Annotated in this window: 10 protein-coding genes; 7 read left to right on the top strand and 3 right to left on the bottom strand. The window is 34.8% G+C overall.

All coding sequences use genetic code 11. The annotated features are described in order from the left end of the window. Window positions 1-27: 27 nt before the first annotated feature. Both EA412_12640 and EA412_12635 read right to left on the bottom strand, forming a co-directional pair. A complete protein-coding gene (locus tag EA412_12640; GenBank protein TVR76847.1) occupies window positions 28-3516 on the bottom strand; it encodes a T9SS C-terminal target domain-containing protein in 3489 nt (1162 codons plus the stop codon). Window positions 3517-3549: 33 nt separating this feature from the next. Further along, a complete protein-coding gene (locus EA412_12635; GenBank protein TVR76846.1) occupies window positions 3550-3984 on the bottom strand; it encodes a hypothetical protein in 435 nt (144 codons plus the stop codon). Between the two features lie 348 nt (window positions 3985-4332). On the opposite strand from EA412_12635, the gene EA412_12630 reads away from it, so the two are divergent. After that, complete coding sequence (locus tag EA412_12630; GenBank protein ID TVR76845.1) at window positions 4333-4497, top strand: hypothetical protein; 165 nt, start codon at window positions 4333-4335, stop codon at window positions 4495-4497. Window positions 4498-4549: 52 nt separating this feature from the next. Here EA412_12630 and EA412_12625 read toward each other — a convergent pair whose 3' ends face one another. Beyond that, on the bottom strand, window positions 4550-5314 hold the full coding sequence (locus EA412_12625; protein TVR76844.1) for a PKD domain-containing protein: 765 nt from the start codon (window positions 5312-5314) through the stop codon (window positions 4550-4552). A gap of 312 nt (window positions 5315-5626) precedes the next feature. Here EA412_12625 and EA412_12620 point away from each other — a divergent pair, with 312 nt between their 5' ends. From EA412_12620 to EA412_12595, 6 genes are all read left to right on the top strand, one after another. After that, entirely contained in the window at window positions 5627-6070 is a 444-nt protein-coding gene (locus EA412_12620; protein ID TVR76843.1) for a hypothetical protein, read from the top strand. Between the two features lie 712 nt (window positions 6071-6782). Next, on the top strand, window positions 6783-7286 hold the full coding sequence (locus tag EA412_12615) for a TIGR00725 family protein (GenBank protein TVR76842.1): 504 nt from the start codon (window positions 6783-6785) through the stop codon (window positions 7284-7286). Continuing rightward, a complete protein-coding gene (locus EA412_12610) occupies window positions 7279-8121 on the top strand; it encodes a polysaccharide deacetylase family protein (GenBank protein TVR76841.1) in 843 nt (280 codons plus the stop codon). The genes EA412_12615 and EA412_12610 overlap by 8 nt, the downstream gene beginning before the upstream one ends. Then, window positions 8118-11525 (top strand): glycosyltransferase, encoded by a 3408-nt coding sequence (locus tag EA412_12605; protein ID TVR76840.1) that lies wholly within the window; start codon window positions 8118-8120, stop codon window positions 11523-11525. The genes EA412_12610 and EA412_12605 overlap by 4 nt, the downstream gene beginning before the upstream one ends. Continuing rightward, window positions 11503-12375 (top strand): DUF1152 domain-containing protein, encoded by an 873-nt coding sequence (locus EA412_12600; GenBank protein ID TVR76839.1) that lies wholly within the window; start codon window positions 11503-11505, stop codon window positions 12373-12375. The genes EA412_12605 and EA412_12600 overlap by 23 nt, the downstream gene beginning before the upstream one ends. Further along, window positions 12375-13127 carry a sulfotransferase gene (locus EA412_12595; GenBank protein ID TVR76838.1) on the top strand — a complete coding sequence of 251 codons (753 nt, stop codon included), beginning with the start codon at window positions 12375-12377 and terminating at the stop codon, window positions 13125-13127. Before EA412_12600 ends, EA412_12595 begins: the two co-directional genes overlap by 1 nt. Window positions 13128-13309: the final 182 nt, after the last annotated feature.

Here is a 13309-nt window from a genome sequence, read left to right as displayed (position 1 = left end):
TAGTTTTTAAAATAGCTGATTCCCGGATTAATTAATTTTAACTAACCTGAATGTCACATGTCCGGAATCACTTACTAATTTTAGGAAGTAAACACCGGGAGCGAGATTATTATCCGTATCAACTACTTTGGTTTGACTTCCGGATACTGCCCATTCGAAAGACTTAATTAATTGTCCGGTTACGTCATACATGCTAACAACAAAATCAGTCTTAATATCAGATTTAATCTCAATATTGAATTGATTATTAAATAAAGTCGGGTATACCAGAATATTATCTGAAAGTGTATTTTCAACTATACCAATACATACATCCACTATTACTTCAGCAGATTCAGAAGCTATACAGCCATTTGCATCAGTATAAGTATAGGTGACAGTATGTGTTCCTGCACCGGCTGTAGCAGGGTTAAAGCTGCCATTTTCAACACCGGTCCCTGTAAATTCACCTCCTGCCGGAGATCCGCCTTCTAAAACAATAGCTGCATCATCAGTGCAGAGCTCCTCCGTTATATTTAATGCTAAGTCTACATTAGGCTCAGGATGTATCGTAATTGTTACATCAGCACTTTCACTTTCACAACCTTCAGCAGAGGTTTCCGTTACGTAATAAGTAATAGAACCCACATTTGTCTGAGGAGTGAAATTTAGGCCGGTTCCAACCTGATTACTCAAGTCGACATCACTATACCAGATAATTGAACCACCTGAACCGCTTGCCGTCAAATCCTGAATAACTTCTCCATCACAATAAGTATCTCCACCACTGACAACAGGAGCTGCCGGAGCAATTGGTTCTTCAACAATGAATGAACCACCATCAACTACACAACTATTACCGTCTCTTACTGACACTTCATAGCTACCACTTGATAATCCGGTGAAAGTCGGACTCGCATCAAATAAAACACCTCCGTCAATTGAATATTCATAACTACCGTCTCCTCCACTAGCTGTAATCATGATTTCTCCGTCTGCTAGGCCGCAGCTCGAAACATCAGTAACACTAACATTGTCCACAATCGGTAACTCATTTATAGTAACGGTAACATCTGATGCTGAGCTTTCACAGCCGGCATCTGTTTCTGTAACGTAATAGGTATGTATTCCGGGATTAGTAGACGGACTAAAAGTTCCGCCTGTTCCTACCTGACTACTCAAGGCTGCATCGCTGTACCAGGTAATTGTTCCTCCTGAACCGCTTGCTGTTAGATCCGTCGGAGTTTCGCCCTCACAATAAACATTTCCACCACTAACTGTTGGAGCTGCCGGAGCACCGGGTTCATCAACTAAGTATGAGCCGGCATCATCTACACAATTATTTCCGTCTCTCACAGTCACTTGATAGGTGCCACTTGACAATCCGGAGAAAGTCGGACTCGCACCAAATAAAGTACCACCATCAATTGAATATTCGTAGCTACCATCTCCTCCACTCGCTGTAATTGTAATTTCACCATCTGATTGTCCGCATGAAGTTACATCTGTAATGGCAACATTATCCACTGAAGGCGAAGCATTGATTGTTATGGTAACTAATGCAGGGTCACTTTCACATGCATTTTCTGTTTCAGTTACATAATATGTATAAGACCCCGGAACAGTAGATGGGCTAAAAGAACCACCTGTTCCTACCTGATTGCTCAAGGCTGCATTATCATACCAAGTAAGTGTACCGGTGGACCCGGATGCCGTAAAGTCGGTAATAGGTTCTCCTTCACAATAAACACTACCACCTCCGGTAACTGTTGGAACAGAAGGAGTTGCCGGTTCTTGTAAAGTAAAAGTTCCTCCTTCGTCTGAACAATTATTGGCATCTTGAACGACTATTTCATAAGTACCAACAGATAAATTAGAAAATATTGAATTAGAAGCAAAAGTTGTACCGCCATCAATTGAATATTCCAAATTACCGGTTCCGCCTGATGCTGTTATTTCAATTTCACCACTTCCGCCACATTGAACAATATCTGTAACAGCCACATTGTCTATAGAAACAGCAGGTGTTACATTTACCTCTACTGTTTGAGATGTATTACATCCATTTACAGCGGTTCCCACTAGTGTATATACCTGACTGCTTGATGGACTTGCAATTACTTCACTGCCTGTTGTGGCACTTAATCCTGTTGAAGGTTCCCATAAATATGTATCCGCACCTGAGGCCGTTAGTGTAACTTCTTCTCCATTGCAAATGGTAGCATCGGCAGTTAATGTAAGAGTAGGTATGTCATTTACGACAGCCTCAACAGCAACTCTGGGACCGGCACATTCTGCTATTACTTCATAAAACACTTCACCGTTAAACATACGAGGTTGGAAGAAGATGTTAGTTGAACCACCAAACAAAGCATTCATACCTGTTCCTCCACTTATTGATAAGTGTGTGTCTGAAAATGTTGAATCCCCAGTAGTATAGGCTAAGCTATAATTTAAGTAAATACCATAAGTTGAATTCGCTTCTAACTCAAAATCATCCACAGTTATAAAACTAAAATCACCTATAACACCGGTAAATGAATAGGTGCCTACAAAAGTCCATTGTGTCGAATCTGACTCATTACCTACATAAGTGCCTTCTTTAAAATAAACTGAAATATCTTGAGTTTGATTAACATTAGGTGAAACATTAAAAGCATTAACCATTATATTATTACTTTCAGTAGTAATGTCAAACATAACTCCACCATTAGCTCCATTTCCGGCTATATCTAATGTTTTTAGAGAGTTTTCAATAAATACTTCCTTGTTGACGGGTTCAGCATAAAATGTTGTTGTTTGACTTACCGATTGATTCAGTGTATCACCAACATGCAGCAATGTCCCGCCGGTTTGTGCATCAAACCAACGTATAAATCCATTTCCTGAGGCAGACGCTGTTAAGGTAGCTACGTCTAAACAGTCAGCGCATTCAGAGAATGTTTCTGCTGATGAAGCACAAAGTCCATCCCAGGAAGTATCACAGCACCAAGGGTCATCCGCACATACAACTTGTTCGCAATCCAAATCCGATGGAAACCCGGCTGCCCCTGACTGGTTTTGATTACAAAATGGTGGACCACACTTACTATCTCCCTGAGAACTGGAAACTGATCCCCCACTCAAAGATAATGTCGAACATGGCGTATCGGCACAGTCTTCATAACCTAATTGACAAAGTACATCCCATGAATTAGTACAACAAAAAAGGTCAACAGAGACCACCCAATCATAACAACTATTATCTCCGGTATTATAAGGTATATTCTCGGTAGTTATAGTTGCGCATGGACAATCAGATACTCCTGCACAGGCTCCACCATTTTCAGCATTTGTAACTGCAGCAGATGCACATATGCCGTCCCATAAATCACTGCAACACCAAGCATCTAGGGCACAAATCTCTTGCTCACAAGAAAAATCTTCACAACCTAATCCGAAATTACTTGTGCAACATGTATTAGCCCAAACTTGTTGGAAAAAAAATAATTTAAATACAAAAAATAATAAAAAGGGAATCTTCAATAAGTTTTTCATAGTTTTTGGTTTTTGGTTTTGGTTTCAATATTTCTAGTGTTCTTTAAATAGGTTTTCAATAAATAAAATATAATCTGCTACTTCATTGGGATAATTAGCATACCATTGATCCATAAGATGCATTCCATCCGAAGCAAGATCATTAGGGTTAGGATAATTAGGTGCAATTTCTGCCCTACGACTTCTGATAACATCAGCATAAAACTGACGTTTCTCACCGGATTCTACCACTTTTTCATATAATGACTTAACTTTATACTCACGCTCATACATACTCATAGCTTTCACTTCTTCATGAAAACTTTGTTGTTTCCGGCTAACTTGTTCAGTTTGCTGCTTTTGCGTTTCTCCACCATCATCTTGTAATTGCTCATCAGATTGATTACAAGCTATTAATGCAATTGACATCAATAAAATATAAAAGACACTGCATTTTATGCTACTAAGCATTAATATAATTCTTTTCATAAAACCTTATACATATATTCCTTAAAAAAACAAAGGTATATTTTTTTAAGAAATTTGCAAGATTAGTGAACAAGTTTTAATTTATTTAAAAAAATAAGTCTGATTATTAAACCTAAGCGGTAAGGTTTTTAAAATGTTCCTTTTGTAATAAGACAAACTTTAACAGAAGTGAGCAAATTAGTGAAGCTCTTTATAAATATAGATGTAAATATTGTAATTATTGAAAAAAATCAACAACATCCAAGCGGCAAGTATTTGAAGCAAGAATAAATACAAAAACTTACCGGGATGTATATAGAATTAAAATATAAAGAAAAGGTGCTTTACCAAAATCAAAAAAAATGAAAATTGGAACATAATAGCAGGACAATCAAAGTGAAATACCTTGATACAATTGATGGAACACCGGTATTAGATATAAAGCCTGTTTTTAAAGCTTTTCAATCAAAAAGTGATATCCGGGAGCCTATTTGGGTGGTGGACTTAATGAAAAATTATTGGAAAGAACAATGAGTTAAATCAATGGATCTTTAAAATATTTTAGGTTCCAGTTTAACAAGCCATTCTAAAACATAACCCTAAATTCACCGCTTTTAAATTCTAACTCGTCTCCGGACTGATTTCTCATTGTGCCGCTAAAAGTCCCCTGTATAAAACCATCTGCACCCTCATCTATAGCCTGAATAAAAAAGTGCATGCCCGGAGAAGGAGTATGAAATGTTGCATATTTCACTTGCGAAGTGTTTACATAACTCATGGTGTCCGGAGAAACTCCCTGATAAAGGTTTTGATTCAGCCCGGGGCCAAATCCAATGATTGAACCTTCTTCAATGGATATTCTAAAAGCAGGCAATTCATTTCCGGAGGCTTCATATCCCCGAATAAACAACCTTCTGTCAGAAGTTATCTCAGCAGAAAAAGCAGTAGCCTCAATATCTGTTCCATTGACTTCATACCTTAAATACTCATTACTTTGACCGGATGTTATTACGACAGTTCTTGTGATTTCTTCAAAATTTGACGGGCTTGAAGATGCCATTAAGGTGACATCATATTCACCGGCCTGACTGTAAGTATGTGTCGGATTTTCGGAAGTTGAATTTTGACCATCCCCAAAAGTCCAGCTATATTCCTCTGCATGTTGAGATGTATTGGTAAAACTGACTTCTGCGGGTGCTTCACAATCACCGCAATCAAAATCAAAATTGGCTATTACTTCATTTTGCGTTGGGGGATCATCATCGTCATTATTGCAAGAAACCTGCAGCAAAGATGTAGAGATAATTATTCCGGCTAAAAGTAATTGATATAGATTTTTATAATTATGCATTTTAAAATTTGAATGATTAATAGCTCAAATAATGAGCAGAATAAATTTTTGTTGTGGTAAAAGTACAAAACATCAGAACATATTCAAATAAAACAAAACTGTTTGTGCGGATTTGTGGTGTGAGCTTTTTCTTTCCATTTGATTTATAAAATTTCCTGGGGATAGAGAAAGGGATTAGCGGAAAAATGCTGGGCCGGTGGAAAAAAGTATTGATAGAAAACTTAAAAAGGCAACATGACATTTTAACTAAGTTATCTATATTTGATAAGCAAATGCTATAAAAATTAATGAAGTACTTAAATTAAGAGTTCAATGAAAAATGTATTGTTTATCATTATTTTTCTTACATTCTTCAGCTGTAATAAACAACAGACCACCGAAAAAATCAATTCGGATGTAATTTTGAATATGTGGAAAAATGTAATTATACCTGAAAAAAGGCTTGAACTACATTTTGAGACAGAAGAAATATTCAACTGTGCTAACTATCAAATTAAGTATAAAATTGAACAAACGAATTCAAAGATCAAGATTAACCTTACAAACATACTTACCCCAAATGTCTGTTTAGATGCTTTAGGTCCTGCTACTGCTAAAATTGATTTAGGTGTTTTAGTTAACGGAACATATAATATTTTCGTCACGGTCAATAAAAAGGAAAATAAAGGAACATTAACAGTAACTGATGAAAAATATACCCTCTCAATAGAATCTTTAAATCAATTACAAATTGAAAGTTATAGCTTAGCAAGATAAGCCGGATAGTTTTTTGGGGGGGGAGAAAATTTGTTTATTTTTCTCGCAAATAGGGCGCATTTGCAGCAAGGCTATCTGCCTGAACGAATGTACGAAAGCACTATAAATAAGTCGCACACTGTCTAAACCATGATTCTTAGGATTATAGGATTGCTAGATTTTTCGGACTCAATTAACTTTTCTACATTTTAATATTTAGAATTGCATTTCGTAATTTTTGAATTTATATCAACAATCAATTCCTTATATTCAAAACATTTATCTGTTTTTATTTGATGAGTGAAATTGTAAGAAGTTGAATTTCTTCCATCTTCTTGAATACAAGGTAAATAAGAGGGTCTTTTCACCTTAAATAAAGCGTTTTCTGCATATTTACCCCAAAACGTCAAAAGTCTTTTTGATGATTTATAAATTAATTGTATAATTGTTTAAAGGTATACCTAAATGTTGAATTAGCAGTGTGTAGTCAAATTGCTAATAAAAATTTGGGTTGGCGCTTAAAGAGGGTTATAGGAATAAAAATCTAAAAATTCAACAATCTAAAAACGAATATTATTATCGAAACTACAGGTAGAAAAATAAATTTAATTGAATGCTTTTTTGCTGTACAATACTTAGTGGTTGGGGGTTGATATTTGGCAATATTAAGTGTCATTTTTTTCAAAAAAACTGATATAAAAGATTATGAATAATTTCAGTAATTAAATTGACAATGAAGAAAATCGGAATAATAGGACCTAATAATAAAATTTGCAGCAAATCACTTTATGACTTTGGTGTGCAACTTGGACAACAAATCGCCTCAAAAGACAGAACTTTTGTTTGTGGTGGACTTGGAGGCTTTATGGAAGCTGTTTGCAAAGGAGTTAAGTTGTCGGAAGATACTTTCAATGGGCAAACAGTTGGAATTTTACCAGAAGAGAAAGCTGACACAGCTAACCCATATGTTGACATTGCCATACCGACAGGAACAGGCATTGCAAGAAACATTATCATCGTGCGGACAGCCGACATCATTATCGCAGCAGGTGGTGGAGCAGGGACGCTTTCTGAAATAGCTTTTGCTTGGCAACTGAAAAAAAGGGTTTTGTGTGTTACGATGTTTGACGGTTGGGCAAAAGAACTTGCGGGCAGGAATTTGGATGACCGACAAAGTGGTTTGCTTATTCCTGTAAACAGCATTGATGAAATCTTAAAGCAACTCGACAATGGCTAAAGTGTTGATGTTTCACAGAGTTTTGCCCGAAAAACTTATTACTCAACCGAATGCATACACAACATTCGGGACACTTATTTCACAGGAATACTTTGAAACGGTATTATCATTATTGACAGAAAACAACTTTGAATTTGTTTCCATTTCAGAATTAGCACAAAGAAGTAATTCGGAAAAACTAATTGCACTCACTTTTGATGATGGATATTTGGACAACTTTGATTTTGCTTTTCCTTCTCTGAAAAAATTTAACGCAACTGCAACATTCTTTCCTGTAGTAAATCCCTGCAAAGACAATTCAGTTTTACCTCTCGACATTTACTATCAATGTGTAGATGAAATGGCTTTGATAGAAATTGAAAGAACAGCATACATTACAGGACAAACAAAAAGGAATTTTTATTGGGCTGAGCCTGATAAACAAATGACTTTGCTGAATCAGCTTTTCAAAGAATTACCAGAAAACTGTCGTGTAAACTATATGAGTGCTGATCAACTCAAAGAACTTGTCATTAATGGTTTTGAAATCGGGTCACACGGAATGACACATGCGTTAATGATTGCGGAATATATGAACGAGGAAAAAGCATTGAACGAATTACAAAACTCAAAACAATGGCTTGAAGCAGTAACAGGCAAGCTTGTTAATGCTTATTGTTTCCCCGCAGGGCGTTACAATGCCAAAATGATAGAACTTGCAAAACAAGTCGGTTATACTTCAACTTGTTTGGTGGTTAGGAATGAAAATGAAAAAGAGGTTTTGCCTTCTTATGACAGAATTTTTGTTAAACCAAATTCGCTTGGAGAATTAAAAACGGCATTGGAAATTGAATGAGAATAACAGCAGTCATAATAACCTGTAATCGCTTGGAATTGCTGCCGAGAGCTTTGAACTCTGTAAAAGAACAAAGTCGCAGACCTGACTATGTATATGTAGTATCAAATTCAACAGAAGAAAATTTTTGTAAAGAACAAAAAATATGCACCCTTCTTGGCTTTAACTTATTCAGGAATTACAGAACCAATAATTATGCAGGAGCATTAAATACCAGCATTGAGGAAATCGTAAAACAGCAAGGCATTTCAGATGATATTTATTTTGCTTCGCTTGATGATGACGATGAATGGCTACCCGACTACTTGAGTGAAATTGAAAACAGTAATACTGACAATTTTGATTTAATCGCAGCAAGCTATTTACGAAATAGCAGCGATGAAAACTTGCTAATGGTATTGCCAAACACGATATCCGAAAAAGATTTTCTAAAAGGAAATCCCGGTATTGGCGGTTCAAACACGTTCATCAGGTTGAAAACACTTTTAAAAGCAGGCTGTTTTGATGAAGCACTGCACTCATCCGTTGACAGAGATTTTTTTGTTCGTGTTTTTCAACAAAACCCAAAGTACAAAATCATTCAAAAGCTCCTTGTAACAGCATACACCGACAAGAATAGAGAACGGCTTACAACAAACCGGGAAAAGAAAATTAAAAGTTTACAGATTTTCTTTTACAAGTATCAGCATTTGATGAATAATGTTGAAAAAGAGCAGTTTTTTGATAGAGCCAAAAATTATTTCGGAATAGAGGTGTTTGAAATTGATATTCCACAACAGACATCACCGTCAATCAAGAAAATAGATTTAGAATTTAAAAATAAAGGCGATTATCAGTTTGTAATTGGTTTCATTGCAGGTGATAAAATCATTGCCGAAAGGATTGCCAGGCAAATAGTTGAAAAGCAAATTCCTATTGATTTGGTCTTGATAATCGAAGATGTCCCAAAAGTAGAAAAGTTAAAAACTATTGAACAGGTTTTTACAGAACATTCAATTCCTTTTAAGATTATCAGGGATAATGAATGGAAACAGAATTTAAAATCAGGTTACTACGGAGCATATTATCAGCAGTATTCAGATATAAATTCAATACCTTTAGGCAGGACAATTTTACATCACCATCTTTTCACAGAAACAAAGGACTTTGACAATCCAGTATTTTGGATAGTTGATGATGACATCACATTTAGGTCAGTAATTAGTTCCACCTCTAACATCGAGAATGTTGATGTTTTTAACATCATCAATGAAAATTTAGAAAACACAGCGGCATTGATTGGTGGAATGAGCAACGACCCGCCCGTTCCAACGCTTTGTTGCATTAGATCGCAATTAGTGGACTTTTATCATAGTATTGTTGCAAAAGGAGAAAAGCAGCAAGACGGATTTTCTTTAAGAGAAAAGCCCGATTATTACTACGATTTATCAGACCTGCATAGCGACCACTTGGAAATTCCTATATATCATTCCTCAATTACTGCCAATGATTTAATGCAAATATTTTCAGGCAAATCACTTTCAAGACCTTCACTACAAAAAGAAGTAAAAACTATAAAAAAGACGATAACTCGCAGAGGGGCGAATACTTTAGTATTTAACCGTGAATTGCTGCAGTACTATCCTGTTATTAATTTGGAAGTAAACAACAAACACGCTAGACGTGGTGATTTAGTTTGGGCTTTGCTCAATCAAGTGGTTTCAGGAAGAACAATTTTTGAACACACATTTTCACTTGAACACAACCGACCGATTACAGACTTTAATTTTTCAAAAGAACTTGATAAAGCAGCTTATGATATTATTGGATACGCATTTTCAAAAGCAATTTTGAAATCTATTGAAACTATTAAAAACGAAACAGATCCGCACCGTCCAAAAGATATTTTTGATAAAATTTTGCATGAAGATTTTTACAATCTTTTTTTAACTTCTTATTCCCATTTCCTTAATAAAAGGAAAGCAAGATTTTTAATGAACTACTACCGGATTGCAGGTATAACAAAATTAATTACCGAATATCAAAATGTCGCCAAAGAAGTTTACAATCAACTGGCAGATGAAAGCAAACTTCTTTCGTTTGAGAAAACACTTCATGAAGCATCAAAGGAAGAAACGCTCAAAACTTTTTTCAAAGAACTAACAACAGCCATTTGGAGTTACAGCAAGTCCATTACAGAGATAACAGAGAACGAAGATGTTTACAGAAAGCATTTAGAACAATATTTTGAATTGAACAGGCCACTGCGGAAATTGGGAAGCGGTGCAGAAGGAATTGTTTTTACTGATAACAAATTCGTTTACAAATGCTTCTTCAATATTCTCGACAACGAATGGAATTTTCTCAAATCAAAAGCCGAATGTTTTAGGAAAAGTGATTTATTGGAAAATATTGAATGTTTGGAAGCAAATGATTTCCGCTTCATTCGTTATCGGTATCACAATTTCCGGCCATTGGAAAAAATCACGCTGGCAGAACTCACCAACTTTCTAAAATTCTGCAAACAGAATGAATTTGTTTTTACCAACATCAAGCCCGAAAATTTTATACAAACCAGTTCGGGAAAAGTAAAATTGATTGACTACGGAAAATCATTTGAGCCGTTCAATCAAAATAAGTTTGTTAATACCATTAAAAGGGCTTTTCTTCTTTTGAAAAATCCTAAAATGGAAGATAAAGATTTTCAGAAACTCACCTCAAGAATAAATATAGAAGAAGAACCAAATGAAATTCGAGGTTGGGAAAACTTAAAGAGAGCAGTTGAGCCAAGAAAAAAGGAAGAAATCTTAGACATTGAAATTATTTCAATTCTAAAAGAATATAACCCTGAAAAAGTTTTGGATTATGGTTCAGGAAAATGCAAAACTAGCAAGCAAATTGAAACAGAAACCAAAGCAAAAGTTTTTGTTTATGACATCAACGAAACTGTTCTAAAAACAAGGTGCGAAGATTTTCATCGCTATTTTCCAAATGATAGAAGTTTTTATAACTCTTTTGATTTTGCTTTGCTTAATCTTGTTTTATGCGAAGTAGATAATGATACAGTGAAGGGAATTTTGGCTGATATCTCAAAATCATTAAATGCAAATGGCAAACTTGTAGTTTCAGTTTGCAACCCTGATTTTGTGCACATTTATAAAACTGAATTTCAGAACAGAAATTCAATTCCTCAAACAAAATTAAACGAAGAAGTGATTACAAAAACCTGCAGCTACACAGGGAATAAAAAGGTTGAGTATCATAGACCAACAGAAATGTATCTTGAATTATTCTCGAAAAACGGCTTTAGACTGGTTAAAGCGATTGATACTAATGGTGTAAACATTGAAACATATGAACCTGCTTCAGATTTTAAAATTTTCATTCTAAAAAAGAAGACCTATGCTAAAAAAGTTAATGAATAAGTACGAAATGCCAAAATTCAGTATTTCTGATGTAAAAGGGGATAATATTTTTGTATTAGGAATCGGAGGAGGCAGTGATGTGATTGGAGCCTATGGCTTTGCTTCAACAATCCAAAAATTAAACCCCAAAGCTATTATAAATTATGGTCTTTGTGTATCAAGAAAAGAGAATTATTTAGGTTTCAAAAAGATAAATTTTAGCTTGTATCAACATGATAATCTTCAAAAATCCATTAATAATTTTCACACATCATTAGAGTTAATTCAAAAAATGGCTGAATTTAATACGGATTTACCAAGTCCTTTTCTAATTTCTCGCTTACCTAAATACGAGAAAGTTTCAAACAAGTATCATTTAACAGACTTTTATCTGAATTTACAATCTGAATTTTCTAATGCTCTAAACCACATAAATCCAGACTTGATAATTGCAATAGATATGGGAGGTGACTCATTGACTTGTGGTATTGAGGATGAAAACAGTTTTGATAGAAGTGGCTTAAGAATACTAAAACGAATTGGCAAACCATTTATCTACATTGTCTTCGGTGTAGGGTGTGATGGAGAAAGTACAACAGATATGATTGTAACTGCTTTGGAAAAAGAACACGAAGCAAAAGCATTGTTTGGTGAATTCAATTTGAATGATATAGTAGATTTAACAAGATCAATGAGTAAATCTATTCTTAAAGACGATAGGACACCAAATATAATTGCTAATGCAATATCATCTTACCAAAATTCAGGGGATAGAATGATAGTTATCCCTCGCCATAGAAAACCTCAAATTCCATTAAGTTGGATAACTAAGGGTGTTGCTTTTGACGGATTAAAATTGTCTATAGAATAGTGAAATCGGAACTACAATATCAGCCTTTTGTAATTCTTGGAACGGCAAGAACAGGTACAACCATGCTATGGAGTTATTTAAACTCCCACCCAGAAATACTTTGTCTAAGAGGTGTTTACGGTTCAACTAATAAAATTAACTTTGGAAAATTCTACGAAGAATTACCGGAAGAATATCGCTCTGAGGAATTGGTAACATTTCGAAACCAAAAACCAATTGAGTTTCTTGAAAAATATGTGTATAAGAAATATGCTAAACCATTGAGAGCAGTTGGCTTTAAATACTTCTATGACCATAATCGACATTTAGCAGACAAGAATGAACTTATTGATTATTTCAAGGAAAATTCAGATATAAAATTCATTCATCTAAAACGAGATAACCTCTTGGCGACATTATTTTCATACAAACGAGCTTTAGCACAACAACAATGGACGACAGCCAACCCCAACTTTCATACAACAATATCTGTTAAGGAGTGCAGCGAATACTTTCAAATGATTATTTCAAATCAAAAGCAATTTAACGAATTATTTTCAAGGCAAACAATACAAGTAAGTTATGACAACTTACTACTCCAAACAGAGCAAACAATACAAGAGATTCTAAAACATATCGGAGTTAAAAAATTTAATCTAAAAACTGAAACCAAAAAAAATACAGAGATAAAACTCATTGAATGTATTACAAATTATACTGAACTTAAGAATCGATTTATCAATACTTGTTATGCAAAGTACTTTAATGAATAACATCCCATCTGCATAATTATATCAAACTCTTTATCATTAATTACAACTTCAACCATCCCCCCAACATTTTAAAATTTAAAATTCTAGTATTATAATTGTAATAGAAAAAAAATTAAAATGCCCAGATTGGATAAAGCAACTAAGGAGCAAATTAAAAAACTGGATCACTCGACTCTTCAAGA

This window comes from Chitinophagaceae bacterium (assembly GCA_007695095.1).
Lineage (GTDB): Bacteria > Bacteroidota > Bacteroidia > Chitinophagales > REEL01 > REEL01.
This window is presented reverse-complemented; position numbering and strand designations above follow the sequence as displayed.

Excerpts from the sequence above, each read along its gene's own strand:
- EA412_12635 (TVR76846.1), bottom strand. The coding sequence starts at position 3,984 with ATGAAAAGAATTATATTAATGCTTAGTAGCATAAAATGCAGTGTCTTT.
- EA412_12600 (TVR76839.1), top strand. The coding sequence starts at position 11,503 with ATGCTAAAAAAGTTAATGAATAAGTACGAAATGCCAAAATTCAGTATT.
- EA412_12640 (TVR76847.1), bottom strand. The coding sequence starts at position 3,516 with ATGAAAAACTTATTGAAGATTCCCTTTTTATTATTTTTTGTATTTAAA.
- EA412_12605 (TVR76840.1), top strand. The coding sequence starts at position 8,118 with ATGAGAATAACAGCAGTCATAATAACCTGTAATCGCTTGGAATTGCTG.
- EA412_12610 (TVR76841.1), top strand. The coding sequence starts at position 7,279 with ATGGCTAAAGTGTTGATGTTTCACAGAGTTTTGCCCGAAAAACTTATT.
- EA412_12615 (TVR76842.1), top strand. The coding sequence starts at position 6,783 with ATGAAGAAAATCGGAATAATAGGACCTAATAATAAAATTTGCAGCAAA.
- EA412_12620 (TVR76843.1), top strand. The coding sequence starts at position 5,627 with ATGAAAAATGTATTGTTTATCATTATTTTTCTTACATTCTTCAGCTGT.
- EA412_12625 (TVR76844.1), bottom strand. The coding sequence starts at position 5,314 with ATGCATAATTATAAAAATCTATATCAATTACTTTTAGCCGGAATAATT.